Annotated in this window: 25 protein-coding genes and 2 pseudogenes; 9 read left to right on the top strand and 18 right to left on the bottom strand. The window is 66.8% G+C overall.

What is annotated here, in order from left to right; translation table 11 throughout:
* Positions 1-7 precede the first annotated feature (7 nt).
* From ACE3SG_RS11145 to ACE3SG_RS11090, 12 genes are all read right to left on the bottom strand, one after another.
* Complete coding sequence (locus ACE3SG_RS11145) at positions 8-850, bottom strand: type II secretion system F family protein (protein WP_374564985.1); 843 nt, start codon at positions 848-850, stop codon at positions 8-10.
* Complete coding sequence (locus ACE3SG_RS11140) at positions 847-2,625, bottom strand: ATPase, T2SS/T4P/T4SS family (RefSeq protein WP_374564984.1); 1,779 nt, start codon at positions 2,623-2,625, stop codon at positions 847-849. Before ACE3SG_RS11140 ends, ACE3SG_RS11145 begins: the two co-directional genes overlap by 4 nt.
* A gap of 18 nt (positions 2,626-2,643) precedes the next feature.
* Entirely contained in the window at positions 2,644-4,164 is a 1,521-nt protein-coding gene (locus ACE3SG_RS11135; RefSeq protein ID WP_374564982.1) for a type II and III secretion system protein family protein, read from the bottom strand.
* A gap of 67 nt (positions 4,165-4,231) precedes the next feature.
* Positions 4,232-5,161, bottom strand: a complete 930-nt coding sequence (gene cpaB / locus ACE3SG_RS11130; protein WP_374564980.1) for a Flp pilus assembly protein CpaB — start codon at positions 5,159-5,161, stop codon at positions 4,232-4,234.
* A gap of 18 nt (positions 5,162-5,179) precedes the next feature.
* Positions 5,180-5,413: a Flp family type IVb pilin gene (locus ACE3SG_RS11125; protein ID WP_374564978.1), complete on the bottom strand. Its 234-nt coding sequence runs from the start codon at positions 5,411-5,413 to the stop codon at positions 5,180-5,182.
* Entirely contained in the window at positions 5,410-6,087 is a 678-nt protein-coding gene (locus ACE3SG_RS11120) for a hypothetical protein (protein WP_374564977.1), read from the bottom strand. Before ACE3SG_RS11120 ends, ACE3SG_RS11125 begins: the two co-directional genes overlap by 4 nt.
* A 38-nt stretch (positions 6,088-6,125) precedes the next feature.
* Entirely contained in the window at positions 6,126-6,914 is a 789-nt protein-coding gene (locus ACE3SG_RS11115) for a TadE family protein (RefSeq protein ID WP_374564976.1), read from the bottom strand.
* A complete protein-coding gene (locus ACE3SG_RS11110) occupies positions 6,911-7,819 on the bottom strand; it encodes a hypothetical protein (protein WP_374564974.1) in 909 nt (302 codons plus the stop codon). The genes ACE3SG_RS11115 and ACE3SG_RS11110 overlap by 4 nt, the downstream gene beginning before the upstream one ends.
* Positions 7,816-9,291: a hypothetical protein gene (locus ACE3SG_RS11105; protein WP_374564972.1), complete on the bottom strand. Its 1,476-nt coding sequence runs from the start codon at positions 9,289-9,291 to the stop codon at positions 7,816-7,818. Before ACE3SG_RS11105 ends, ACE3SG_RS11110 begins: the two co-directional genes overlap by 4 nt.
* Before the next feature lie 80 nt (positions 9,292-9,371).
* Positions 9,372-10,235 (bottom strand): OmpA family protein, encoded by an 864-nt coding sequence (locus ACE3SG_RS11100; RefSeq protein ID WP_374564970.1) that lies wholly within the window; start codon positions 10,233-10,235, stop codon positions 9,372-9,374.
* Between the two features lie 79 nt (positions 10,236-10,314).
* On the bottom strand, positions 10,315-10,551 hold the full coding sequence (locus ACE3SG_RS11095) for a hypothetical protein (RefSeq protein ID WP_374564969.1): 237 nt from the start codon (positions 10,549-10,551) through the stop codon (positions 10,315-10,317).
* Between the two features lie 129 nt (positions 10,552-10,680).
* Positions 10,681-10,971, bottom strand: a complete 291-nt coding sequence (locus ACE3SG_RS11090; protein WP_374564967.1) for a Flp family type IVb pilin — start codon at positions 10,969-10,971, stop codon at positions 10,681-10,683.
* 346 nt (positions 10,972-11,317) lie between these two features.
* Here ACE3SG_RS11090 and lnt point away from each other — a divergent pair, with 346 nt between their 5' ends.
* Genes lnt through ACE3SG_RS11075 form a run of 3 tightly spaced genes read left to right on the top strand, consistent with a single transcriptional unit; the run spans position 11,318 to position 14,083 of the window.
* Positions 11,318-12,940, top strand: a complete 1,623-nt coding sequence (gene lnt, locus ACE3SG_RS11085) for an apolipoprotein N-acyltransferase (RefSeq protein WP_374564965.1) — start codon at positions 11,318-11,320, stop codon at positions 12,938-12,940.
* Positions 12,937-13,686, top strand: a complete 750-nt coding sequence (locus ACE3SG_RS11080; RefSeq protein WP_374564964.1) for a TadE/TadG family type IV pilus assembly protein — start codon at positions 12,937-12,939, stop codon at positions 13,684-13,686. The genes lnt and ACE3SG_RS11080 overlap by 4 nt, the downstream gene beginning before the upstream one ends.
* 13 nt (positions 13,687-13,699) lie before the next feature.
* Positions 13,700-14,083, top strand: coding sequence for a hypothetical protein (locus ACE3SG_RS11075; protein WP_374564963.1), 384 nt, complete (start codon positions 13,700-13,702; stop codon positions 14,081-14,083).
* On the opposite strand, the gene ACE3SG_RS11070 is transcribed toward ACE3SG_RS11075, so the two are convergent.
* Positions 14,064-14,297 (bottom strand): hypothetical protein, encoded by a 234-nt coding sequence (locus ACE3SG_RS11070; protein WP_374564962.1) that lies wholly within the window; start codon positions 14,295-14,297, stop codon positions 14,064-14,066. The genes ACE3SG_RS11075 and ACE3SG_RS11070 overlap by 20 nt on opposite strands.
* Between ACE3SG_RS11070 and ACE3SG_RS11065 the strand changes: the two genes are divergently transcribed.
* Positions 14,290-14,484, top strand: coding sequence for a hypothetical protein (locus tag ACE3SG_RS11065; RefSeq protein WP_374564961.1), 195 nt, complete (start codon positions 14,290-14,292; stop codon positions 14,482-14,484). The two genes, ACE3SG_RS11070 and ACE3SG_RS11065, sit on opposite strands and share 8 nt — an antisense overlap.
* Before the next feature lie 65 nt (positions 14,485-14,549).
* Positions 14,550-15,458 (top strand): hypothetical protein, encoded by a 909-nt coding sequence (locus ACE3SG_RS11060; RefSeq protein ID WP_374564960.1) that lies wholly within the window; start codon positions 14,550-14,552, stop codon positions 15,456-15,458.
* A 90-nt stretch (positions 15,459-15,548) separates the two neighbouring features.
* On the opposite strand, the gene ACE3SG_RS11055 is transcribed toward ACE3SG_RS11060, so the two are convergent.
* The gene (locus tag ACE3SG_RS11055; protein WP_374564959.1) at positions 15,549-16,349 is read right to left on the bottom strand and encodes a hypothetical protein; all 801 of its coding nucleotides are present in this window, start codon (positions 16,347-16,349) and stop codon (positions 15,549-15,551) included.
* 185 nt (positions 16,350-16,534) lie between these two features.
* Here ACE3SG_RS11055 and ubiA point away from each other — a divergent pair, with 185 nt between their 5' ends.
* A complete protein-coding gene (gene ubiA, locus ACE3SG_RS11050; RefSeq protein WP_374564957.1) occupies positions 16,535-17,455 on the top strand; it encodes a 4-hydroxybenzoate octaprenyltransferase in 921 nt (306 codons plus the stop codon).
* Positions 17,456-17,488: 33 nt separating this feature from the next.
* On the opposite strand, the gene ACE3SG_RS11045 is transcribed toward ubiA, so the two are convergent.
* Positions 17,489-17,947: a DUF3617 domain-containing protein gene (locus ACE3SG_RS11045; RefSeq protein ID WP_374564955.1), complete on the bottom strand. Its 459-nt coding sequence runs from the start codon at positions 17,945-17,947 to the stop codon at positions 17,489-17,491.
* A gap of 106 nt (positions 17,948-18,053) precedes the next feature.
* The gene (proC, locus tag ACE3SG_RS11040) at positions 18,054-18,881 is read right to left on the bottom strand and encodes a pyrroline-5-carboxylate reductase (RefSeq protein WP_374564954.1); all 828 of its coding nucleotides are present in this window, start codon (positions 18,879-18,881) and stop codon (positions 18,054-18,056) included.
* Positions 18,882-19,064: 183 nt separating this feature from the next.
* Between proC and ACE3SG_RS11035 the strand changes: the two genes are divergently transcribed.
* From ACE3SG_RS11035 to ACE3SG_RS11025, 3 genes are all read left to right on the top strand, one after another.
* Entirely contained in the window at positions 19,065-20,339 is a 1,275-nt protein-coding gene (locus tag ACE3SG_RS11035; RefSeq protein ID WP_374564953.1) for a Glu/Leu/Phe/Val dehydrogenase, read from the top strand.
* Positions 20,340-20,491: 152 nt separating this feature from the next.
* Positions 20,492-21,613, top strand: a complete 1,122-nt coding sequence (locus ACE3SG_RS11030; protein ID WP_374564952.1) for a CsgG/HfaB family protein — start codon at positions 20,492-20,494, stop codon at positions 21,611-21,613.
* 103 nt (positions 21,614-21,716) lie between these two features.
* Entirely contained in the window at positions 21,717-22,700 is a 984-nt protein-coding gene (locus tag ACE3SG_RS11025; RefSeq protein ID WP_374564951.1) for a Bug family tripartite tricarboxylate transporter substrate binding protein, read from the top strand.
* Positions 22,701-22,740: 40 nt separating this feature from the next.
* Here ACE3SG_RS11025 and ACE3SG_RS11020 read toward each other — a convergent pair.
* A pseudogene (locus tag ACE3SG_RS11020) lies at positions 22,741-23,289 on the bottom strand (aldehyde dehydrogenase family protein); the annotation flags it as partial.
* A gap of 144 nt (positions 23,290-23,433) precedes the next feature.
* A pseudogene (locus tag ACE3SG_RS11015) lies at positions 23,434-26,427 on the bottom strand (L-glutamate gamma-semialdehyde dehydrogenase); the annotation flags it as partial.
* Between the last annotated feature and the right edge of the window lie 104 nt (positions 26,428-26,531).

The following is a 26,531-nucleotide window of genomic DNA, read 5'->3' as shown; positions in this document are numbered from 1 at the left end:
TTGCCACCTACACATCGATGGTGACGATCTTCTTGATGAAGAAGCCGCCCAACATCAGCATGACGAACACCCCCGCCATCACGCCCCAGCCGTACCAAGTGACGAACAAGGGCATCATCGACGCCGGGTCCATCACATAGAGAATGCCCGCCAGGAAGATCGGCAGCATGCCGACGATGAGGCCCTGCAGCTTGCCCTGCGAGGTCAGCGCCTTGATCTTGCCTTCCATCACCTGCTTGGCGCGCAGCGTGCTCGACAGGCGGTCCAGGATCTCGGACAAATTTCCGCCGACTTCCTTGGCGATGCTCATCGCCGACACGAACAGTTCGATGTCTTCGACCTTCAGCCGCTGGGCCATGCCACGCAGGGAATCTTCCAGCGCCAAGCCCAGGCGTTGTTCACGCAGCAACAGCGAGAACTCCTGCGAGATCGGTGCCGGGCTCTCCTTGACGACCATGTCGAGGGCCTGTTGAAGGCTGGCGCCCGCGCGCAGGGAGCCTGCCATCATCGTCAACGCGTCGGGCAGCTGCAGCACCAGCTTGGCCATGCGGCGATTGCGCAGCACGACCCAGGCGACACGCGGAAAGATGGCGCCGAACAGGGCGGCCACCACGGCGAAGAACAACGCCCCGGTCGCCAACCAGACGAACAGCGGCAGCAACAGGAACAGGGCCACGTTGGCCCGGAACAGCGCACGCGGATCGAGGAAGAGGAACATGTCCTCCATCGAGACCCGCGCGTTTTCGGTGAACTGCTCGCGCCAGCCCTGGTAGGCGCTGCGCAGCGTCCACAGACCCGCCATCACGGCGCCGAGCACCATCAGGCTGATCAGCGCGTAGTCGAGCATCATCCCCGACGCTCCTCGTCCTGGTCGGGCGGCAAACCATCGTTGAAGATCCCCAGGTCGAGCGGCACGCCGATGCGCGCCAGTTCGTCGTAGAACTCCGGCACGAAGCCGCGGCCGACGAAGAAGCCCTGGGTCTTGCCAGCGGCATTGATGCCGGTCTGCTCGAAGGCGAACACCTCTTGCAGCTGAATCTTGCCGCTCTCGACACCGGTGACTTCGACGATGCTGGTGACCTTGCGGGTGCCGCAGGCAAAACGCGTCTGCTGCACGATGATGTCAATCGCCGAGGCCACCTGTTCGCGGATGGCGGTCACCGGCAGGTCCATGCCGGCCATCAACACCATGACCTCCAGACGGGCCAGCATGTCGCGTGGGCTGTTGGCGTGCGCGGTGGTCAGCGAGCCGTCGTGGCCGGTGTTCATCGCCTGCAGCATGTCCAGCGCCTCACCGCCACGGCATTCACCGACGACCACCCGATCGGGGCGCATCCGCAGCGAGTTCTTGACCAGTTCGCGAATCGAGATGTGGCCCTTGCCTTCGATGTTGGCCGGGCGGGCCTCGAGCGACACGATGTTGCTGTGGTGCAGTTGCAGTTCGGCCGCATCCTCGATCGTGACGATGCGTTCGCCATCGGGGATGAAGTTCGACAGGATGTTCAGCAGCGTCGTCTTGCCGGAGCCGGTACCGCCAGAGATCAGCATGTTCTTGCGCTTTTCGACGCAGACACGCAGGAACTCGATCATCGCCGGGCTGGCCGAGCCGAACTTCAACAGGTCGTCGGAGCCGAGCTTGCGCTTGGAAAACTTCCGGATCGTGATCGACGGGCCTTTCAACGCCAGCGGGGGAATCACGGCGTTGACGCGCGAGCCATCTTTCAGTCGCGCATCGACCATCGGCGAGCTCTCATCGATGCGGCGGCCGATGGGCGCGACGATGCGTTCGATGATGCCCTGCACCGCCCGGTCGCTGGTGAACACCGCCGGCCAGCGCTGTAGCTGCCCCATGCGTTCGACGAACACCTCGTCGTGGCGGTTCACCATGATTTCAGTGATGGACGCATCGGCCAGCAAGGGCTCGAGGGGGCCCAGCCCGATCGCTTCATCCCGCACCTCGTCCAGCAGGTGCTGCTTGTCGATGTGCGGCGGCAGGTCCGACCCCATCTTGGCGATCAGATCGCGGATCAGCTTTTCGGTCAGCTCGCGCAGATCGTCGTCCGCCATCCGATGTGTGTCGGTGCGGCGGACGTCGAACGCTTCCAGCAGCCGGTCATGCAGCAGGCGGCGGAACTTGTACTGCTCTTCATTGATGGGCGACGGGGTCACCGGCGCGGGCTCGACTGCGGCCGGCGCAGGCGCCGGTGCCGCAGCGGCGGCCGGCTGCTGTTGCGGTGCGCGGGTCGCAGCCGGAGCCGCGCCGCGGCCGGGCTTGTCGGCAGGCTTGGCAGCGGGCGCCCTTTCCGCTGGCGTGGCGTCGTCGCCACCGGGCCGGTGCCACATCACCTTCAACGAGTGGGAGCCGATCTTGATTTCGTCGTTGTTGCCCACCGGATGGGCTTGTTCCAGCTTGCGGTCGTTGACCAGCGTGCCGAAGGTCGAATCGAGGTCGCGCACATAGACGCGGTCGTTCGACACGAACACTTCGGCGTGCCGCTTGCTGACGCGCCAGCCCGGCAGCGTGACCTCGCAGTCCATGTCCTTGCCGATCACGCAGCGGGGCGCATGAATGCGCAACGGGTTGGACGAAGACGCAGAACTGCCGGCTATTTCAATCGTGAGCATGGAATGATCCTCGGAGGGCTATCGCGTACCGCGAGAGGCGCCACCCGCTGGTGCGCTGTCGACTGCCGGTGCCGTCTCAGGCTTTGCCTCGAGCCTGGCACGCGTTTTTTCGTCGGTCTCGGCGGCCAAGGCGGCGGCCTTTTCGAGGCCGAGCTTGTTCAGCGCCGACTCCGGGGTGACCACACGGGGCGTGGCGATCACGAAAAGTTCGGTCTGCTCGGTGCGCGCTTCCTTGGCCCCGAACAGCATCCCGATGAAGGGCAACCGGCCCAGGCCCGGGATCGCGTCCCCGGACTTGTCCGACTTCTGCCGCAGCAGGCCCGAGATGACCAGGGGCTCACCAGTCTTCAGGGCCAGCTGGGTTTCGGTGCGGTTGGTGGTGAACGCGATGAAGCCACCGTTGGCGTTGCGGGTGTCAGGCTCACTGACCTCGATCAGCAGGTGCGAATCGATGTTGCCCTCGGCGTCGGCCACGGGTTTGAACTCGATCGACACACCGTACTTCTTGTACTCCACCGAGACAACGCCGAACCCTTGCCCGACCGGAATGGGAATTTCGCCACCCGCCAGGAACTCCGAGGAGCCGCCACTGCGGCACGACAGACGCGGTTCGGCCAATGTCCAGGCGTCGCCGTTTTGCTCCAGGAACTGCAGCGCCGACGTGATCTGGGTCGCCATGCCGAAGAAGGTGGAAATCGGATGCGCGGTGTTGACCGGCGAGAGCGAGTCGATCAGATACTGATTGCCGGGCCGGAATGGCGTGTTGGCGTAGCCCAGCGCGGTGGTCGCCAGAACCGGCCCGTTGGCACTGGAGGCCCACTTGATGCCGAGTTGGTCGAGCGCGCGTTTCTTGACTTCCACCACGCGCAGGTCGATCTGGACCATGCGCTCCATTTGCAGCGGGTCGGCATCGGCCGGCGCATCGGGCACCAGGTTCAGCACCTGCGGGAAATGCGTCGCCAGCAGCTTGATTCGCGCGGCCGCCTCGGCATTGGGGTAGCGGCCCTCGATGATGACGCGCTCACCCACGGTCCGCGCGGTGATGCCTTGGGTCTCCCGCAGCAGGGCCTGCAGTTCGTCCAGCACGAAACTGGCGCGCGAGGCCAGCACCTGCACCTCGTAGCTGAGTTGGCGACCGTTGCGCAGCCACACGTGCATCACCGTCTGGCCCGGCCCTTCGGCCAGCAGAACAATCTCGCGATCGTCGACCACCGTGGCCTTGACCAAGGCGCCGTTGCCGATGGCGATGCGCGCGACGCCGGGCAGGCCGATCGTGGTCACCTCGCCGACGGCCATCACCCGCTTGAGCCCGGTTTCGACCACCACCGGCCCGGCCGGCGCGCGGGTGACGGGGCTGGCAGGCCTTTGCGTCTCGATCAGGGTGCCAGGCGTCGTCAGCACGGGCTGGGGGTTCACCTGCCCCCGCCCCGCGCCGGCATCATGCGGCGTGCTGCTCGTACCCGCAGCTTGTGCCCATGCCGAGGCAACAGGCGCGACGGCCAAACCCAGCGGCACCAAGCCGCGGGCAACAAAAGACATTACGGGCGACAACAAGACGCTTCCCCCCAAGATCACGGAACGTGTTTTTCGTCAATGGCATGCGGGCTCAGCGCACGGAAGGTGCAGGCGCCGCGGTGCCTGTACGGTTGGTTTTGGCTTGACCGGCCGGTGACAGTGCGGCGGACGCCAAACGAGCGAGTTGGAACTGGGTGTCGGCCGGGCCACCACCGCCGCCGCCGACGATGTATTCGATCGACGGGCCGAGGTTGGCGCGGCCGTCGCCGTGGCTGGCCAGGTTGGCGGCCGTCAGGGCGCGGGTGGTGTTGTCGGCTTCATCGTCCGGGTGCCGCAGCACCGCCGTCAGCCGCCCGGACTCTTTCGCGACGATGATGCGGTTGGCGTCGTACGGCGACACCTCGAGCGTGACGGTCGAGAACGAGCGCTCCTTGCCGGACTCGTCATCCCGCTTGGTCAGCGATTGGTCGGTGGCCAGCACGGTCACGTTGGACAACAGCGGCGCGGTGACGTCCACGTCTTCGGAACCGGCATTCACCGGGCGGGCCGAATAGATCAGGTCGATTCGGTCGCCCGGACGCAGCATGCCCGAAATCGAGTTGACGGCATCGACCTCGAATGTCAGTGCCCGCAGGCCTTTCTTCAACGTGGCAGAAAAGACCTGCCCACCATTGCCCTCGGAATGCACCGGCAACAGCACGTCGCCGCGCTTGATCGGCACCGCCAGGCGCTGATGCTCCATGGAGGCGAACTGATCCGGTCGAATTGCATCGGCATGCACGAACTCTGCCGGCATCTCGCGCACCGCCATCGACTCGGACGAGATCGTTTCTCCGCGCTGCAGATCACGCTTGGCGACCACCACGCTGACGGTCTGCTTGCCGCTGTTGGCCGCTTCCTCGAGCTGCGCCATGCGGCGCTGGATCAGGTGGTTGCTCATCACCACGGCGCCGACGCCAAGCGCGATCGCTACGCCCAAGAGGAGCCAATTGGTGTTGATCTTTGGTTTCTGAAATGCCATGGAGCACGCCCATCCCCCTCAGGGGAGCGAAATGTAGTAGGTGAGATTGCGAAAGAAGGCCCGGATCATCTCGGTCAGGTACTGCGCACCGGTCTTGCCGTCGAACTCGAGCACGAACAACGCGGAAGCCAGCACGGCGCCGATGAGGGCGTACTCGACCATGGCCTGCCCGCGCTGGGACGAACCCAGCCGGCGCCAACGGTGCACGCAGGCCATTGGCGACTTCGTCAGCGACACATGGAGATGCTTCATGGGCGTGCTCCGTCCACAGGGCCGAGCAGGTTGACGGTGAGGTAGGTGCGGCGGTCGGTTGGGCGCCAGGTCATGGCGAGATCCACCGACTGCGGAGGCTTGCTGAAACTGGCCAGCCAGGTCTTGATGCCGTCGCGGTCGACTGGCGACTGCTTTTCGAAGGCCACTTGCCAGCCCCGCCGCAGCCATTCGCCACGCCAGCGTGAAATGTTCAGGTCGAAGCTTTCGTTGCTGACCATCGAGACCAATTGGCTGCGCTGATTGCCGTCGATCGACTCGGTGATCTGCGTGATCCGCGTGTCGGTGAACCGGGGCAGCTGGGACGGGAACGGATCCTTGCGCACGCCGCCGAAATGGGCGGTGCTGATCAGCCCCTCGCTACCCGAAGGGCTGCGCGGCCTGACCTGGACGGCGACCTGGAAATCGTCCACCAGGGTCGACATGCCTTGCCACCCGCCCGCGTTGGTTTCGCGCGGCGGGCCGGCCTTGGCACCGGCCCATCGTGCCCGGTAGAAGTCGAGCACTTCGCTGGGCGTGAGGTCCGATTCGAATCGCTCGACGCGGCTGGGCAGGCCATTGACCACGGCATCGCGCGCCACCCATTCCGATTTGGAACGCGGCGGGTCGGGCACGTCGGGCCAATTGGGGCCGGCCAGGGCAGGCGTCGCAAACATGGCAGACATCACCCAGCACACCCATCGTTGTGTCTGGGCTATTTGCATGCGCTGTTGTCGGGCGCGCCATCGAGACGCTCGTGGGCCACCACGTCCGGCTTGATGCAGCCGATGATCGGCCCTTCGGGTTCGAACAGGCTGAGGGCTTCCTCCAAGAGGCCCTTCAAGACGCCGGGCACCTTGGACGTTGGCACAAGGGTCGATGCCGCGTCCCGCGTGGGCATCGACCCCCCGCTGTTGAGCGAGTCGCCGATGGCGGCGGTGGCCGCAGCGATGACGATCGGCTTGGGCGAATCCGACACCAGATCCAGCTTGTTGGCGAGCTTGACCTCCACCTGGGCAACCTTGCCCCCGTTGTAGCTCTTGCCGGCCGTCTTGGTCATGAGCCCCATGGCCTTGGCGGCACCGGCTGAACCCACCGGCGCATCCGTCCAGTTCACCGTGATGTTCTTTTCGGGTGTCGTCAGCAGCGGCGCGCCGCTCAGGTCGGTCCACAACGCCGGTTGACCTTTCTCCTTCTTCAGCTTGTCGATGCTGTCGTCCGACTGGAGATGGCCCTTGTTCAAATACTTGCCGTCGGCGAAGAAGCGGGTGCGCATCTGGTCTTCCAGCACACTGTTGCCCAAGCGGCTCTCGCTGGGTTCGCGCGCGCGCTGAAATGCCGCATAACGACTGGCCTGGGTGGCCGTCATCTGCAGGTCGCCGTAGCGGCCAGCGTAAGTGACGGCCATGAACAAGGGCGTTAGCACCGCCAACGCCACCAGGAATTCGGCGATTGATTGACCGCGCTGCATGGAACGGCCGGAATGGGCGCTCGAATACTTCATCGGTTATCTCCCAAAGGCGTCTTCGCCGGTTGAGCCAAGAAATTCCGCACGGCGATCGCGCCGAAACGATCGGGGGGAATGGGTGTGCCGTCGGTGAAGCCGACCAGGCGGTCGTTCAGGTAGGCGGTGTTTTCACCCAGCAGTTGATCCAATACGTCGCCTTCTGTCGATCCCGAACTCTTCAGTACGACCAGTTCGTGGTGCCCGTTGTGGACATAGATCGGCTGGCGTGCATAGAGACAGAAATCCGCTTCGGGGCTGCCCTTCTTGTGCCCTTGGGCCGCGACCCCTGCCTTGCGCAGGTCCTTGGCGATCACGTCTGAATCCCACACGCACGACGCGCCCCCGGCGTCCTCGGTCGGCAGCCCGGTGATGTCGTACACCTGGGGCTTCTTGCCACAACCCGCCCGCGGCGCGGCCACGTTGTTCACCGTCACCTTGGGCGGCTCCGGTTGGGCGTAGTCGAGCAGCTTGTTGACCGAGGTGCTGCTGCCCTGGGTGGCATTGCCGCAGAACTGCCCCGACCACGCCGACCGCTCGATGAACAACATCAGCTGGCAATTCGAGCTGGCAGGGTCCGCGGCCACGCGACGGACCGTGTGGAAGGTCGCATGGTTGGGGCCGTCGAAGTATTCCTCAGCCTCGACCACCGCCAGCTTGCCCAGGTAGGTGTCGGACGGCAGTTGCACCGGACCCGCGGGCAGCTTCTTGGCGGCGCGGCAGGCCTCGACACTCAGGCCGATGGCATTCTTCAAGCCCTCCACGTTGCCCGTGGCCACGCGGTGGACGTGGATCGGCGAACGGCTGTCCTGGGCCAGGCTCACCGTACAGGCGACTGCCAAGGCGGCGCCCATCACAGGGCCCAGCGCCTGATTCAGCGCCGACGATCCGGGCATCCACCTCATGGCTTGTCCTGCCCCCCTGGCGTGTAGAGCACCTTGTCGGGCAGCATGTCCATCGCCGCCAGCATGCCGGCCTTCTCGAGGGGCGTCAGGTCCGTCAACCGGGCCTGCCAGTACGGGCTGAACAGCGAGCCGTATTCCTTGGCGTTATCGGGGCGCCACAAGGGGCCGCCCGTCTTGTCGTTGGCCAGGCCGCGCTGCGGACGCTCGAAGAACACTCGGGACTTGGCCAAGGCGGTGTACTGGTCGGCCTCCGCCCGCTCCTTCATGTCGCCCGAACCCGTCACGGCCGGCGTGTCCTCACCCATGCCCATCTGGTTGGTCGTCAGCACGGCGGCCCGCGACTTGCGCGTGGCCACGATGAAGTCGACCCCCAGCGTGGCACGGGCCTTGGCCGACTTGTCCTTGACGTCCCACACCTCGGGCACGCCGCTCCAGTTCATGAACTTGCCGCCGTTGCCGCCGTGCGACGTCGCTTCTTCATAGGCGAACTTCTGCGCCATGCGCTTGGGCTCCCAGACCTCGCCGGCACTGCCATTCTTGTCGGCATTGGAGCGGCCCCAGCCGATCGGCTGGTACTCCTTGCACATGCCCGACTTGCAAGGCACCTTCTCCCAGAGCTCGAGGGTGTCCTCGGTCTCCCAATGGTTGAAGTCCTTGAGCGTGGAGCCGCCGCGCTTCTCGGTGCCGACCAGGCCCGCGTTGAGGTTGAAATACCACTTGCCGTTGCGCTCGGCCGAGAAGCGGTCGCGCGACTCCAGCACGACCTCGGCCGAATCCTTGCGGCCCGCACCGGTGTACTGGGTGGTGAAGTTCAGCCAGTCCTTCTCGTTGGCGATGAACGTGGCCGCGCGCACTTTGGGCCGCTTGTCGATCTCGACGCCCACGTCTTCATGGGTGCCAAAGTTCGTTCGGTTGGCTTCGACGACCTTGGTGGCGGCGTCTTCGGCCAACACCCCACCGACCTTGATAACGGCCATGTGCGCGTTGACGAGGGCGTACTTGGACGCTTCGATCAGCGGGATGATGGCCTTGTCGTCGACCTTGACCAGCACGTCGTGGACCTTGTTGGTCGCAGTGGCGAGCTTGTCGAGAATCTGGCCGATGACCTCGATCGGCGGAATGAAGATACCGACGATGTCGGCCAGCGTGCCGAAGTTGTTGGCGGTGGTGCCGAAGTACTGCAGCCAGCTCTCGATGCTGAGCATCTGGATCAGGAAGGCCTCATTGGCCACCATCGCCCGGTTGTTGTACGCCGCCAGGTTCAGCACGCGGGCCTGCACCGTGGAGGCGGCCAGCGCCGCGGCATCGGCCGCGTTGATGGTGCGCTGCTTGGCCACCGTGATCTGAGCCGTGCTGAACACGCCATACAGGATGGCGGCGCAAGCGACCATCGTGCCCATCAGCCAGATCACGGCCTGGCCGCGCAGATGGCGGCGTGACGGACCAGCGACTCTACGCACGGTGAACTTCATCGCATCTCCCTTTCCACATCCTGTGCCTCCCGAAGCCCTGGCGGCGGGGGACGCATCACGTTGCTCCACACCCCGAAGGGTCAGCTCTGTTTGACCAGCTCGACGCGACGGTTCTTGGCGCGTCCTGCCTCGTTGCGGTTGTCGGCAACCGGCGACTCCTGCCCGCGGCCCACGGCCACCAGGCGCTTGGCATCGACCCCCTGGGCGACGACGGCCTTCACAACGGCTTCGGCGCGCGCCTGAGACAGCTTCTTGTTGTCTGCCGCCGAGCCGACGTTGTCGGTGTGCCCTTCGATGTTCAGCTTCAGCTTCGGCTGCTGCTTCATCAGCAGCGCGATCTCTTTGACGGCGGCCACGCCGTCTTGCTTCAGCACCGCTTGATTGGTGTCGAAGTTGATGTAGACCGTCGCAAAGCCGTTGCTGACGATCTCTTTGGCCAGCTCCCCCGCCTGCACCGTTTGCGCCATGGCCTGGTGCTCGACGATCGTAAGGTAGTACTCCGACTCGTAGGGGACCTTGAGCAGCACGGAGACCGGCGCCTTGCCTGCCTGCTCGATGCGAAAAATCTGCTGGCCGGACACATCGGCATCCGGCGGCACGCTGATCAGCTTGCCGCCCAGCTTTTCGATCGCCGCCTTGTAGTTGCGATAGATCTCGATCTTGCTGCGCTCACTGCCCGGCTGCGAGTACACCAGGCGAGTCACCTTGCCCTCGAAGCTCATCGGGCCGGTGTATTTCGCGCCCTTCGCTTCGTGCAGGTCGTACTCGGGATCGAGCGTCACGGCATCGAAGGCCTTGACGGACTTGTCCCGAACCTCGTAGTTCGGCATGCCGCTGAGCAGAGGGTGGTCCCGGTAGTCCGTATCGCTGGCCAATGCGGCAGACGACTGCACAAACGCCAGGAGCAACAGCACCAGGCGGGCGCATCGCGAAATCATTCCCATGTCAACCTCTGATCGGGACCGAACGCCCAGGGCGCTCGCCGCGCCGCAATGCCCCCAAGCCGGGGACCCAAAGCTTCAGTTACTTCGTGTTGGCCGGCTCGGTGAAATTCTCGAGTCCGATCTTGGCCGCGGCCTCGACGGTCACCATCTTGCCGGTCGACACGGCGGACTTATTCGCGTTCTGGGCGTCGAGCCCGTCACCGCCCACGGCAGCGGCAATGCCAGCCGTCTGGTGCCGAACCGTGCGGCCAAACAGGTTGTAGACGCCGATCGCCGCAATGGCAATCAACGCCACGATGATGATGTACTCCGTCATGCCCTGACCGCGCTCTTGGCGGCGGCAACTCGTATTTGCACGCATCAACTTCTCCCACCGGCGACCCACAAGCAATGAGATGGGAGGGCGCACGCAGGCGCCACCCCCGATCGTTCAGCCCGTAACGGATTACTTCGGCTTGACGGTGGCGCCAGCCGTGAAGTTGTCGAGGCTCTTGACTGCGGCGGCTTCCTTGACGGATTCCTTGCCGTTATCGACGCCCTTCTTGTTGGCCTTCTGGGCTTCGGTGCCGGCACCGCCCAGAGCTGCAGCCATACCGGCCGTTTGGTTACGCACCGTGGCGCCGAACAGGTTGTAAACACCGATCGCCGCGACAGCGATGAGCGCCACGATGATGATGTATTCGGTCATGCCCTGGCCGCGCAGGTGGCGCAGCGACTTGCTGGCGAACAACTTCATGATGTTTCCTCACTTACATAGTTAACGAAGGTGCCCACAGCGTCGCCAGCCAATGACTTGCGAACAATCGTAGGACCGAACAAGCGCGAAACCGTTTACGAACGGCTCGCCGGCGCAACGATAGTCGTAGCCCTTAGCAGCAGGCATCCCCCTAATCCGGCCGTTTGTGCAACACAGAGTAAAAGTTTCGAAACAGTGATGCGGATGGCGTTTCAAGCTTGATTTGTCTTTCATCCGCCCTGAGACTCGCGCGCCGAGACGGCGTGTAGAGGGAGAAACAGTGCGGGCGACACCAGCCGCGATGACGCGAGGGCGGGCACAGCGAGCAATCGCAATGCCCCGCCAGATGCTGCGCATCAAGCCGCAGCGCGCGCGCATCGACGGCGCAGCGACCATGTTGTGGTGCGGATCCGGTTTGTCCGGCGCCGCGCTGGGCATCGGTGCGGCCTGGCCCTACATGTGGCCGGTTTGCTGGATCGCGCTGTCGTGCATGTGCGTGGTCGTGATCGCGGCGTCCAGGCGATCGCCGCTGCAAGGCTGTATTGCCCTGTCGGCGGGTTGGGTCGCCTGGCAGGTGGCGGGCACCGGCTGGATCGTTCTGGGCGTTCGAGAAGGCGCCCACACCGCGGCATGGCAGGCGGCCGTGCTGGCGTTCTTCGCCGTCACCCATTTGCTGCCAGCGCTCTCGGTGTGGCTGCTGCTCGACTGGGCAACGCACAAGGCCAATGCCCCCCATGACCGCGACCCCGTCCGGCTGGCGGTCAAATTCGGCCTCACCCTGGCATGCGCCGAGACAGTGCGCCAGTGGGGCTGGCTCGGCAGCGGGTACGCCAGCCTCGGGTCTGCCTTTGTCGACATGCCGGGGGCACAAGTGGCCATCCCGGTGGTGGGGGCCGCCGGTTGGGGCTGGGCAGTCTCATTCAGCGCCGTGCTGTCGGCGTGTGTGGTTTGGTTTCTGCTGGCCGGCGCGCGGCGCGCCACCGCCTGGGCTGCCTTGGGGCTGCTGATCTGCGTGCTGGCCTGGGCGGCACTCTGGCAAATGGAGAAATCCGACTTGCCCGCATGGATGCAGCCCCAAGACGTGGCTGATGTGGTAGCGCTGGCCGTTCAACCGCCGCCGCAGCGAGGCAAGCACTGGTCGCGCAAGGACCGTGACGAAGCGGTCGATCAACTCGAGTCAGCGCTGATGCAGGCTTCACCCGGCACCGTGGTGGTCACGGCGGAAACCTTCTTTCCCGAGCCCCCGCCGAAGGTGGCAGAAGGCAGCTGGCTGGACCTGGTGCAGCTGGTTCGAAAGCGCGACGTCCATGCGCTGCTCGGCATGCCCCATCTGATGCGTGACGACGAAGGCGTTCACATGATGAACACCGTGGTCCAGTTGTCACCGGACCGTCAATCCCTGTATGCCAAGGAGCGGCTGGTGCCGGGCGGCGAGTACCTGCCTTGGCCCGACACGCTGCGCCCCTTGTACGAGCAGATGTTCGACAAGGTGCGCAGCAGCCAGCGCGGCGGCCCGCCGGAGTTGACCGAACCACTGTTTGCCGGCGGCCAGGTGATCGGCACGTCGATCTGCCATGAGCTGTCGTTCCCGTTGACGATGGCGGCACGCGCGCGCCAGGCCAACTGGTTGGTCAACCTCGCCGACGACATGTGGGTGGACAACCTCTTGTACCGTGAACAGATGCTGACCGTGGCACGCGTGCGGGCCATGGAAGCCGGCAAGTATGTGCTGCGGGTCAGCCAGGGCGCGGCCTCCGCCTTGATTTCACCCCGCGGCCAGGTGACGGCTCGGGCACCCAACGCCCAAGCCCTTCTGCTGCCGGTTCGGCTGCAGGCCCGCGAGGGCATGACCCCCTACCACCGCGCTGCCCTCTGGCTGGCCGGAGCCCCCTTGTTGCTGGCCGGCGCATGGTGCGTGCTCGCACTGCTTCGCCGCACCTTCTTTACCCGTCAGGCGACTTCATCATGATCTATCGATTGCAACGCCTCCCTCTTCGGCGTCCGCGCCACGCTCGCGGCATCACGATGGTTGAATTCGTGATCGTCTTTCCGCTGGCAACGCTGTTTGTGCTCAGCCTGATCCAGTTCGGCATGGTCTACATGGCCAAACTGACGCTGAACCACGCCACCTTCATGGCCGCGCGGATCGGTTCCTTGCACAACGCGAACGAAGGCTACATGCGCGAAGCGCTGATCCGCGGCCTGATCCCGTTCTACCAGGACAACACGATCACGGGCGACAAGGAGCGGATGGCCAAGGCCTACCTGAAGTCACAGCTCGCCAACGCGGGCCTCAACCCATTCAGAGCCGAGATCGAAGTCCTGAGTCCTTCGAAGGACACCTTCTCCGACTTCGGCATCAAGGACCCGAAGACCAAGGTCACGTACATCCCGAACGACAACCTGGAGTACCGCGATCTGGCGCCCGGCTCGAAGTCCAGGCAGAACATCCGCGATGCCAATCTGCTCAAGATCCGTGTCAGGTACGGCTACGAAATGAAGGTGCCGCTGATCGGCGGCGTCATCTCGCGAATGATGTGCGGGGGCTCGATCGGCGTCGAGGCTTACGGCAACGTCAAGCCGTGGGATGCCCTGCTGGCCACGTCACCGACCGATTGCCTGAAGTACTACAAGCGCCCTCTCGGCGACGCGGTCTACATGCCGATCGAAAGTTTTGCGATTGTCGAAATGCAGTCGCGTGCTGAATCCAACTGAACAAGGAGTTTTTGTGCGGAAGATGAATCAATGGCCCTGGCGGGCTGGCCTGGCCGCTTGTGTGGCGGCCCTGACGGGCTGTGGTGGCGGCGGCAACGAATCCGGCCCGCCCGATTCGCTCTATGCAGCGCCCGCGAGCGTCGCGGTCGCCGGCCCCCAAGACGCGTGTGCCATTGGCGCAGGGCCGACCGTCTTTGTCTACGGCGGCCAGCCCCCTTATAAGCTCACCAACTCGATGCCCGAGGGCATGCAACTCGACAAGCAGACGGTCACCGCCAGCGGCCAGGGATTCGCCATCACGTTCATCAATGGCGTTTGCATGGAGAGCATTCCCGTCACCATCGAAGATGACGTGGGCCGTGTGTTTTCAGTGCCTGTCACCAACGCCAAAGGATAGTGAACCACAACCCCATCTCAAGCGCGCTGGCGGCTTGGCTGCTTGTCGTCTGGCTGCCGGCCGGCGCGGCGGCGCAGTCGTCGGACGGCGTTCGCGTCTGCCGAAGCGGGTCGGTTGAAATGATCGTGGGCGGCGCCGGGGCGGCGCCGTCGAACTGCTCCTCGTCGCCCGGCTTGGCGCCTGCGCCAGCCGGCGCATCCAAGGCGGTGGCCACCAACCGCGTCCGCCTCAACGAAGGCGAGTCCGAACGAAGACGCATCCTCGAGCTGGAGCTGCAACACGAACAGTCGGTGCTCAACAGCCTGCTGAAACAAGGCCCGAGCGCCGATTCGGCAACGCTGGCCCGCACCCATTCCAACCTGGCAGCGCTGCGTCAAGAGCTGGCCCGCGCGACACCGTGAACGCGGCGCGTGGGGCGCCTGGCCTGTCCAGGCAGCAATTGCTGGCCGTCTATGCGATGGCACCTTTGCTGGCGATCGCGGTCGTCGTCGATCTCGGAGCCTTTCAGGGCCGCCTGCGTGAGCTGCTGCCTGCCAGCCCGGCCGCGCTTCCGATCTACAGCTTGGTCTTTGGCTTCCCGCATGTCTTGGCCAGCTTCTTCCTGCTCGGCGACCGCGAACTGACGCGCGGGGCGATGCCCGTGCTGGTGCCGTCGGCAGTGGCGGCCGCCGTGGGCACCTTGCTGGCCCTCACCTTGCTGGACTCCAAACAGATCGCACTGGCGCTGATCCTGACGACCATGGTTCATGTGGTTGGCCAGCAGACCGGCATGGCGGCGGGGCAGGCCGGGTTGGCGCGCCTGCCGCACGGCCTGTGGCCCATGCGGATCTGGCGGGTGCTGATGGCGGGCGTGGGCTGCACCGCAGCCACGGCGATCGGCGGCGAGGCCATGGTTCCCGTCACCGAGCTGCCGGAGCCATGGCTGGTGGCGGCCGGCATGTTCTTGTTGGGCTCTGTGCCGCTGGGCGCGTGGCTCGCCTACCAGGCCCGGCGGCATGGCGGCGACGTGCGAGCCCTGCTGAGCATGCAGTTCACGGCCATCGTTGGCTACGGGCTGGTGGTGCTGGGCTACCCTTTGTTGAGCATCTGGTTGTTCCGCTGCGTGCACGACGTGACCGCGTTTCTCGTCTACGGCACGGTGGCCAACGCGCGGGCGCGCGCCGCGCCGGGGGCCAACAAGCTCTACGCATGGCTGGGCCTGCGCGGCGGCTGGATCGCCTGGTGCCTGTGGCCCCTGTCGATCGCGCTGACTTCAGTGGCGGCGCTGGCTCTCCCCGGCGGGGTGCTGGTCTGCCTGTCGTGGACCCACTACCTGGCCGAACACCGCATCTGGAAACACGGTTCGCCCTTGCGCCAGTGGCTCGTTCTGCGATAGCGCGGTGCAAGGGCATCGAGCCGTCGAACGCGCCCGACGACAAGCACGCCCAACACGGCGGCCCGACGCCGCCGCCGGGTCATGCCATGTTCAAGGCTTGTCGATGCGTGTCGTGAAGCCGATCTGCTTCCACCCATCGGCCACGTCGACGGCATGCACGGCAACGAGGTAGCTGCCACCGTCCTTCAGAGGCTTGGCGGAAGGAAACTCCGCCGGATAGGCGATGCGATTCAGGAGCGTCTGCCCTTCACCCATCATGCAATCGGCGCTCGTGACCGAGGCGGCCAGGCACTTCTGATCGAACACGCGGACAAGGTAGTACACCGTATTACCCAGATTGGGCCACGACCAAGTCGGCGTGACGCCGCCGGTGGACGACACAACGAAGTTGGAAGGCGTCGTCACCGTTTCGCCGTACAGCTTCCATGTGCCGTTGGCGGCGATGTCATGGCTGCAGTCGTTCGGGCCGCTGACGTGAACCTTCCCACCGGCATTGGTGTAAGTGCCGCTGAATTGATCTTTCGCGCTGTCGTAGCTGCCCACGTAGGCACCACCGACCGGCGCGTTGTCGACAACGCCGGTCCACTGGCCGGTCATGCCCGTGTCGGTGCGCTGGCCAGTGACGGTGCCAATGTCGGCGCCGCCGATACAACCAACATATGAGAACGGCATCTGCCCCGAGAAGCTGCCGGGACCCGAGGGCAAGTTGAGGACCAGCGTACCAGGCGTCGGATCCTCGGGGTTGTTGAGCGGATCTTCCTGGTAGTAGCCGTAGTAGAGCTTGCCTTGCTCGGGCTCGACCTCATCGTCACTGCCGCCACCACAGCCGGCGAGCGAAGCCGCGGTGATGGCCACGGCGATGGCCGCTGCGGCACGGCGCAAGTTGAACAAGTCGGTGGGGCGTAGGTGTTGTCGGCGAGCCATGAGGGCAATCCCTGTTTGTTGTCGGTAGTCTGCGCAACGCAGGGGCTGCGGCAGCGGCCGACCAGCGCGTCGTCGAAGATCGCTCAAGACGTAACCGCAGGCTGCCTGCATCAGCGCAATGCCGCCTGCGAGGCGGCGCGACAATCCGCCGCATGGCCACTGCCTCTTCGACGAACCCCACGCCGCGCTCGCGCCTCGCGCTGTACCTCGACCTGATCCGCTGGAACCGCCCGGCCGGCTGGCTGCTGCTGCTGTGGCCATCGCTCGCCGCGCTGTGGATCGCGGCGGACGGCTTCCCGGGTTGGCATTTGCTCATCGTCTTCACGCTCGGCACGATCCTGATGCGCAGCGCGGGCTGCTGCGTCAACGACGTGGCCGATCGGGAGTTCGACAAGCATGTCAAGCGCACGGCGAACCGGCCGGTGACCAGCGGCGCCCTGCCGGTCAAAGAGGCGCTGGGCCTGGGTGCCGTGCTCGCGCTGCTGGCCTTCGGCCTGGTGCTGACGACCAACCCGCCGACCATCCTGCTGTCGGTCCTGGCGTTGGCGGTGGCCATCGCCTACCCGTACGCGAAGCGCTTTGTGTCGATGCCGCAGGCGGTGCTGGGGGTGGCCTTCAGCTTCGGCATCCCGATGGCGTTCGCCGCCGTGCAGGGCAGCCAGTTCTGGAACATCGCCGCCGTGGGCAACGCGGTGCCATGGCACGCCTGGTGCCTGCTCGCGATCAACCTGTTCTGGGTTCTGGCCTACGACACCGAGTACGCCATGGTCGATCGCGACGACGATCTGCGCATCGGCATCAAGACTTCGGCCATCACACTTGGCCGCTATGACGTGGCCGCGGTGATGGTCTTCTACGCGATCTATCTCGTCAGCTGGGGCTGGGTCACAACGCGCCTGGGCGTGCCGCGGCTGGTCTGGGCCGGCATCGCGGTTGGCGGCGCGCAGGCCGCGTGGCACTACACGCTGATTCGCGGGCGCTCACGCGACGGCTGCTTCAAGGCGTTCAGGCTGAACCACTGGGTCGGCTTCGCTGTCTTTGCCGGCACGGCGGTGGCACTGGCACGGCTCTGACCCCGCTGCGGCAGAGCCGCGCCTCTGGCGGCGTCAGCCCTTGCAGGCGCCGACGTTGTGGCCTTCGTGCTTCATGTAGATCTTCGGGATGACCATGCCGCTGCCGTTGCGATCGGCCAGGTTCGTCCCGACCATCGACATTTCGTAGCGATCGCTGCTGTAGCTGGCCTGCACGTCCACCGTGCCCGTGCCGCTGGGCTGCGGGCACTCGAAACGGCCGCTCGCCTTGCCAGCATCCGCCTTCACATTCACGGCGCGGCAGCCGGACTGGGTCGCCTCCGACACCATCTTCTGAATGCTCTCCTCGATGCTCCGGCTCGCTTCGGCCGGGGTCAGGCAGCCCTGGCTCGGCGGGACCTGGTTCCAATGCTGGCCGTCCGCCGAAATCGACGAGTTTCGGCTCCATTGACCCGGCTTGAGGTTCTCGGCCTGGGCGGCCGTCGTCAGAGCCAATGCAGCCGTCAGCAGGGCGAGTCGTTGCGAGGTGTTCATATCGGGTATCTCCTAGATCAGGGGCAGCACTCCAACGCAGGTCACGCGCGATGGGTGCACAGCACCCTGCAGCGGGTGCGTATCGGCAGGTAACTGGTGCTGAGGCTCAGGCGCCGAATTCGTCGCCCAATTCCTTCGCCCGCCGCGCCGCCGCATGCAGCGCCTGGACGAATGCTTCCATCACGCCGCGCTCGTCGAGCGTGGTGATCGCGGCGTGGGTGGTGCCGCCCTTGGAGGTCACGTTCTGTCGCAGCACCGCCGGCGCTTCGGTGCTCTGCGCCGCCAGCGCCGCAGCGCCGGCGAAGGTGCCGACAGCCAGAGTTCGCGCCTGCCCGGCAGACAAGCCTAACTCGTTACCCGCACGCATCATCGCTTCGACGAAGTAGAAGACGTAGGCCGGGCCCGAACCGGACAGCGCGGTGACCGCGTCGAGCTGCTCTTCGCGCTCGACCCACAGCAGCTCGCCGGTCGGCGCGAGCAGGCTTTCGACCATCTGGCGCTGATCGGGCGTCACCGCGGCGCTGGCGAACAGGCCCGTCATGCCACGGCCGATCAGCGCCGGCGTGTTGGGCATCGTGCGCACGACGCGGGCACTGCCCGTGGCATGCGCGATCGCAGCGCTGCGGATGCCTGCCATCACCGACAGCTGCAGCGCGTTTTTCACGTGCGCAGCGCACGGCTGCGCGGCCTCTTTGAACAGCTGCGGCTTGACCGCCCACACCACCAGCGCAGCGCTGGCCAATGCAGGGCTCGCCGCCGCTTCGACCACCACGCCGAACTGCCGGCGCAGCTTGTCGGCCTGGGCCGCGAAGGGCTCGATCACGTGGATCGCGGAGGGCGCATGGCCCGACTGGATCAGCCCGCCGATCAGGGCCGATGCCATGTTGCCGCCGCCGATGAAAGCGATGGTCGCGGAAGTGAGGTTGGACGTCATGGCCCGGCAGTGTAGAGGTCGCGCGCCCTGTACACATGAGCAGATGCGGATGGGGTTATGCAAACAATGCATGCAGCTCGGAGACAAATTCGGCCCTCTCTTCACTAGAGTGCCGACCCATGCCGCGGCGGCTGACTCACGAGGTGAGCCACCGCTGTATTCACCTCTTGGAGTCCACGAGAAATGTCCAGCCCGCTTTCCTTTGTCCACCCGACCGCCGACAGCCCCTGGGGCACCTACCTGTCGCAAGTCGACCGCGTCACGCCCTACCTGGGTCACCTGGCCCGCTGGGTCGACACGCTCAAGCGCCCGAAGCGCGCGCTGATCGTCGACATCCCGATCGAGCTGGACAACGGTACCGTCGCCCACTTCGAGGGTTACCGCGTGCAGCACAACATGTCGCGCGGCCCGGGCAAGGGCGGCGTGCGCTACCACCCCGACGTCACGCTCGAAGAGGTGATGGCGCTGTCGGCCTGGATGAGCATCAAGAACGCCGCGGTGAACCTGCCGTACGGCGGTGCCAAGGGTGGCATCCGCGTCGACCCGAAACTGCTGTCGACCAAAGAGCTGGAGCGCATGACGCGCCGCTACACCAGCGAGATCGGCATCATCATCGGCCCGCAGCAGGACATCCCCGCGCCGGACGTGAACACCAACCCGCAGATCATGGCGTGGATGATGGACACGTACTCGATGAACGTCGGCGCCACCGCCACCGGCGTCGTCACCGGCAAGCCGATCCACCTCGGTGGCTCGCTGGGCCGTGTCAAGGCCACCGGCCGCGGCGTGTTCGTCACCGGCCGTGAAGCCGCCCGCCGCATCAACCTGGACCTGAACGGCGCCAAGGTCGCGGTCCAGGGCTTCGGCAACGTCGGCTCGGCCGCCGCCGAGCTGTTCGCGCAAGCAGGCTCGAAGATCGTCGCCGCGCAAGACCACACCGGCACGATCTACAACGGCAGCGGGTTCGACCTCGCCGAGCTGATCCCCCACGTCAAGGCCACCGGTGGCGTCGCCGGCTTCAAGGGCAGCGAGCCGATGGGCAACGAGGAGTTCTGGGACGTCAAGGTCGACATCCTGATCCCCGCCGCGCTCGAAGGCCAGATGACCGCCGACCGCGCCCGCCGCACCAGCGCCAAGCTGGTGCTCGAAGGCGCCAACGGCCCGACCGTGCCGGCCGCCGACGACATCCTGGCCGACCGCAACATCCTGGTGGTCCCGGACGTGATCTGCAACGCCGGCGGTGTGACCGTCAGTTACTTCGAGTGGGTGCAGGACTTCTCCAGCTTCTTCTGGACCGAAGACGAGATCAACCTGCGGCTGGACAAGATCATGGTCGGTGCGCTCAAGCGCATCTGGGACGTGGCCGATCAGCACCAGATCACGCTGCGCACCGCCACCTTCGCGGTGGCCTGCGAGCGCATCCTGGCCGCCCGCGAAGAGCGCGGCCTGTATCCCTGATATTGGGGGGTCGGCGCAGTCGCTGTCATCGGCGGCGCTAGACTTCGCGTTGCAGCCTGGCCGGCCCGAAAGTGGCCGGTCGGTGCGTCAAGCCGGGCCCGCGCCCGGCTTGCGTCTTTTTGAAGAATCCTCCAAGGATGGGAGCCCCCCTGATGAAACAACGCCTGACGACGCTTGGCGTCCTGCTGATCGCTGCCAACGCGGCCTGGGCTGGTAATTCAAAGCCTTCGATCGAACACTGCGATCGAGAAATGGGCAGCCTGGCAGTCTCGGAGGTGCAGGACTACATGCTCACGCGGCTGTCCTACTACAAGCTGGGTTCGCCGAGCACGATGCTGCGCATGATCGCGCAGGAGTCGGGTTGTTTTGCCGTCGTCGAGCGCGGCGCAGCCATGCAGAACCTGCAACAGGAACGTGCCCTGGCAGCCGGTGGGCAGTTGCAGCAGGGTTCGAACCTTGGCGGCGGCCAGATGCAGGCGGCCGACTTCGTGATGACGCCAGCCGTGCAGTTCAGCGATGAATCCGGCGGTGTCGGCGGCTCCGTGAGCAACCTGCTCAGCCGGGCAGGCGGCCTTCTGGGCCAGATCAGCAGCGTCGCGGGCGGTGTGAAGTTCAAGGAAGCCGAAACCACGCTGCTGGTCGCTGACGTGCGCTCGGGCATCCAGGTGGCCAGCGCCGAAGGCAAGGCCACCAAGATGGACTTCAGCGTCGATGCCTGGGGTTGGGGTGATCTTGGTTGGGCCTCCGGCGGCGGCTACAGCAAGACGCCCGAAGGCAAGCTGATCGCCGCCAGCCTGCTCGACAACTTCAACAAGATCGTCCAGCAGATCCGCAACAAGCCGCAACTGATCCGCAACACCTCGGCCGCCTCGGTGCAGAACGCCTCGCAGTCGATTGCCGCGACCGGCAGCGGCTCGGTGGGCCAGCCGTCTGCAGCGCAGTTGGCCGCGACGCAGACACCCCCCTCGGTGGGGGGCGCGCTCCCGGCCACGCTGGTCGGTGCTTTCTCAGGCCAGTTCAGCGGCGGCGACAGTGGCGTCTTCTCCATCATGGTGGCCAATGACGGCCGCATCAGCGGCGTCGGCCAATCGGCGAACGGCACCAGCTTCAATGTCGTGGGCACGGCCAGTGCGGGCGGATCGATCGTGATGACCGGCAACGGCCAGACCGGCACCACCCAGTTCACCGGCGTGATCGATCCCAACAGCGGTTCACTGGTCGGCACCTGGCGCTTGAAGAAGCAGCAGGGCAGCTTCAACGGCCGCAAGCAGTAAGCAGCCCATTGCCTTCGATACGGGCCACCTTCGGGTGGCCTTTTTCATGTCCGGCTGCGGAACAATCGGCATCCCGTCCTGAGCCGCCTCGAAAGACCCACCCATGCCTTCACGCCGTCTCTTGCTGTCCCTGCTGCCCCTCGCCGCGGCGCTGGCCGCGCCACTGCCCGCGTGGGCTGAAACCGCCTGGCCCAGCAAGCCAGTGAAGATCGCCGTGCCGGCGCCGCCGGGCAGCTCGCTGGACATCATCGCCCGCCTGCTCGGCGATCGCCTCGCCGAGCGCTGGGGCCAGCCGGTGGTGGTGGAGAACAAGCCCGGTGCCGGCGGCATGCTGGGCACCGATGTGGCGGCCAAGGCCGCGCCGGATGGCCACACGATGGTGCTGTCGTTCAATGGCCCGATCGCGTTCGCGCCCTTTCTCTACAACAAGGTGCCTTACGACGCCGCCAAGGACCTGGCGCCGGTGGTGATGACCACCTCGCAACCCAACGTGCTGGCGGTGAATGCAGTCAAGGTGCCGGCCAGGACGGTGAAAGAGTTCGTCGACTGGGCCAAGGCGGCCAACGGCGCGATGAACTACTCGTCGCTCGGCAACGGCAGCTCGGCCCACCTGACGATGGAGCTGTTCCTCGCCGAGGCCGGCCTGAAGGCCACGCACATCCCGTTCAACGGCTCGCCGCCGGCGGCGATGGCGGTCGCGCAAGGCGAGACGGATGCCACCTTCATGGTCGCGCCGGCGCTGCTGCCGCACGTCAAGTCGGGCAAGGTGCGCCTGATCGCGGTCAGCAGTGCGTTGCCGGTCGAGTCGATGAAGGATCTGCCGACGCTGGCCTCGGCCGGCTACAAGGCGGTCGAGTCGATGGCCTGGAACGGCCTGTTCGTGCCGGCCGCGACGCCACCTGCGGTGATCGCCAAGATCAATGCCGACGTCAACACTGTGCTCGCCGAACCCGCGGTGCGCAGCGCGCTCGACAACCAGGGCCTGACGCCGGTCGGTGGCAGCGCGGCCGATTTCAAGCGCGTAGTCGACGCCGAGCAAAAGCGCTGGGCGCCGATCATCGCGAAGATCGGCGTCAAGCTGGACTGAGCAGCCGGCGGCCGGGCCTGGATGGGCCCTGGCCGCGGGCTCAGTGCAGGCCGGCCAGCAGCGCCGCGTTGCCGCCTGCCGCTGCGGTGTTGATCGTCACCGTCTGCTCGGCGCAGAAGCGGTACAGCTGGCGCGCGCTGGTCGCCTCTTGCAGCGACAGCAGCGGCACGATCGCGCCGTCTTGCGCCGCCAGCTGGCGGGCCAGGCGCGGCAGCCAGTCGGCGCTGGTGGCGCAGACCCCGGCCACGCGGCGCTCGGCGGCCAGCGCCGTGCCCAGCGTCTCGGCGCTGCCACCCAGGCCTTGCAGCGCCCCCTGGGGCAACCCGGCCTGCTGCAGGGCCTGCAGCCAGGGCCTCGCGGCGGCCAGCACCGCCTCGTCGGCCACCCACGCCACCGTGTTGCCGGCCACCAGCGCCGCCGCCGCCGCGGTGGCCAGCTCGGCCGCCGGCGCCGCGCCACCGATGAAAGCGAAGACCCCGCGCCCGTGCAGCCGCAACTCGTTGCTCTCGCCGGTCGGGCCGGGCAGCGCGTGCGCAGCCAGCCGGGTCTCGGCCTGCGCGGCCAGCGCGCGCCAACGGGCCGCCAGGTCGGCATCGGTCGTTGCCAACCCATCGGCCGCGTGGCGCAGCCAGCCGGCGCGGTCGGCCAGCGGCGTGGCACCCCACGGCGCCTGCTGCGCGACGAGGCCGTCGACCACACGCCGGGCCGTGTCGATGGCCGCCGGCGCTGGCGCCGCGGCCGGCAACACGGCCGGGCCGGGGGCCGCCACGGCGGGCGCGCCGGCCTCGGCGCCGAAGCGCAGCACATAGTGCGGCCCACCCGCCTTCGGGCCGGTGCCCGACAGGCCTTCGCCGCCAAACGGCTGCACGCCGACCACCGCACCGATCATGTTGCGGTTGACGTAGACGTTGCCGATCTGGGCCAGCTTGGCCAGGCGCTCGGCGCGGCTGTCGATGCGGGTCTGGATGCCGAAGGTCAGGCCATAACCCAGGGCGTTGATCTCGCGCACCAGCGCCTCGGGGTCGCCGCCCCAGCGCACCACATGCAGCACCGGCCCGAAGATCTCGCTCTTCAGGTCGCCGACGCGTTTCAGCTCGAACGCCGCCGGCGCCACCAGGCGCGGGAAGGCCGAGGCATCGGCCGGCGTCTCGCCCAGCAGCTTGGCTTCACGCTTCAGCCGCTGCACATGGGCGGTGATGCCCTGGAACGCCTCGTCGTCGATCACCGGGCCGACATCGGTCGACAGGTCGGCCGGGTCACCGACGCGCAGCTCGACCATCGCGCCCTTGAGCATCTCGATCACGCCGTCGGCAATGCCCTCGTGCACGCACAGCAGGCGCAGCGCCGAGCAGCGCTGGCCGGCCGAGCGGAAGGCGCTTTGCACCACCGCGTCGACCACCTGCTCGGGCAGCGCGGTCGAGTCGACGATCATCGCGTTCAGGCCGCCGGTCTCGGCGATCAGCGGCACCGGGGCGCCGCCCTTGTCGGCCAACGTGCGCTGGATGATGCGGGCAACCTGGGTCGAGCCGGTGAAGCAGACCCCGGCGGTGCGCACATCGGCCACCAGGGCGGCGCCGACCGTCTCGCCCGGGCCGTGCAGCAGCGCCAGCGCATCGGCCGGCACACCGGCTTCGTGCAGCAGCGCGACCATGCGCGCCGCCACCGCCGGTGTCTGCTCGGCGGGCTTGGCGGCCACGCTGTTGCCGGCGGCCAGCGCGGCCACCACCTGGCCAGCGAAGATCGCGAGCGGGAAGTTCCACGGGCTGATGCAGACGAAGACGCCGCGGCCGCTGCTGGCTTCGGTCTGGGCCGCCACCTGGTCGGCGTAGTAGCGGCAGAAGTCGACCGCCTCGCGCACCTCGGCCACGCAGTCGCCGAGGGTCTTGTGGGCCTCTTTGACCAGCAGGCCGCAGTACTCGGCCAGGCGTGCATCGAGCAGGTCGCCGGCCCGGCGCACGATCGCCGCGCGCTCGACGGCCGGCCGCGCGTTCCAGGCGGCAAAGCCTTGCTGCAGCCGCTGCATCGCGCTGTCGATGTCGCCGCGGGTGGCCTCGGGGATGCGCTCGACCTGGGTCGCGGCAATGGCCGCCGTCAGCGGCGCGCGCTGGGCCAGGCAGGTGATGTCGGCGCCGGTGGAGTTCAAGCGCCGCACGACGCCGTTCTCGCCGTACAGGTCGACCGGCAGCGGTAGGCCCTCGGTCGCCTCGGGGGCGCCGGCGTGGGCCTGGCCGAGCGGCGACGCGAGCAGCTCTTCGGGCACCACGCGCGGGTCGGCCAGCTGGTGCACGAACGACGAATTGGCGCCGTTCTCGAGCAGCCGGCGCACCAGGTAGGCCAGCAGGTCGCGGTGCTCGCCGACCGGCGCGTAGACGCGGCAGGCCATGCGCGGGTCTTTCAGCAGCTCGCGGTAAACGCCGTCGCCCATGCCGTGCAGGCGCTGCATCTCATAGTGCGCGCCGGGCTCGGCGCCGGCCTCGCGGGCCATGCAGACGATCGCCGCGACGGTGCCGGCGTTGTGGGTCGCGAACTGCGGGTAGATCACGTCGCGGTGCGCCAGCAGCGCCTTGGCGCAGGCCAGGTACGACACATCGGTGTGCGGCTTGCGGGTGTAGACCGGGTAACCGGGCAGGCCCAGCTCCTGCGCGCGCTTGACCTCGCCGTCCCAATAGGCCCCCTTGACCAGGCGGACCATGAAGCGCAGGCCGTGGCGGCGGGCGATCGCCGCCACCTCGTCGACCACCGCCAGCGCGCGGGTCTGGTAGGCCTGCACCGCCAGGCCGAAGCCGCGCCATTGCGGGTAGGTCTTGGCGATGCGTTCACCCAAGGCCTCGAGCAGGTCGAGCGACAGCTCGAGCCGGTCGACCTCTTCGGCGTCGATCGTCAGGTTCAGCTGCGCCGGCGCAGCCCGCTCGACGAGCAACCAGACACGCGGCAGCAGCTCGGCGAACACGCGCTCGCGCTGGGCGTCTTCGTAGCGCGAGAACAGCGCCGACAGCTTGATCGAGATGCCGTCGCTGGTCTCCGGGCCGGCGCGGCCGGCGGTGGCGGCGATCACGTCGATCGCGTTGGCGTACGAGGCCAGGTAGCGCTCGGCGTCGTGTTCGGTGCGGGCGCCCTCGCCCAGCATGTCGTACGAATAACGCAGGTTGGGCTGCTCGCGGCGCTGCGCGGCGGCCTCGCCCATCGCCTCGCCGATCGTGCGGCCGAGCACGAACTGCCGGCCCAGCAGCTGGATCGCCCGCACCGTGGCGGCCACGACCGTGCGGGCGCCCAGGCGCTTCAGCAAGCCGGGCTCTTCCTCAGCCTCGGGCAGGAACTTCTTCGACAGCGCGATCGCGGTGGCCGACAGGCTGGCCAGCATGCCGCCCGAGCCGTCGGCGCTGTCGAACTCGGCCCGGCCCAGCTGGTCGGCCGTCAATGCGACGGCGGTCTCGACGTCGGGCACACGCAACAGCGCCTCGGCCAGCCGCATCAGCGCCAGGCCCTCGGCGCTGGAGATCGGGTATTCCTTCAGCAGCGATTCCATCGCCCAGAACGGTGCCGGCTTGTCACGCACCGCCAGCACCCAGGGCTTGGCCAGTGCGACGACGCCGGCCCAGTCGACCCCGGGCGCCAGGCGCTGGCGCGCGGCCTGCAGCGCCTCGTGTTCGCGCACATACGGGAAGGGCAGGCGGGCCCGGGCCGGCGGAGCGGCGAACGGGGTTTGCGACGGGGTGACAGCGCTCATGAGGGTGCTTTCAAGCCGGGCCTCGCCGTAACACGCTGATTCAGCGGCCGGGGGCTATGGCGGTAGAAATCCTGACTGGAAGGATTGGCAGCTTACGCGGACAA

The sequence above is a fragment of the Ideonella sp. genome (genome assembly GCF_041914305.1).
GTDB lineage: Bacteria > Pseudomonadota > Gammaproteobacteria > Burkholderiales > Burkholderiaceae_C > Ideonella.
The sequence above is the reverse complement of the archived record's forward strand: the minus strand, read 5'-3'. Positions and strand labels throughout refer to the sequence as shown.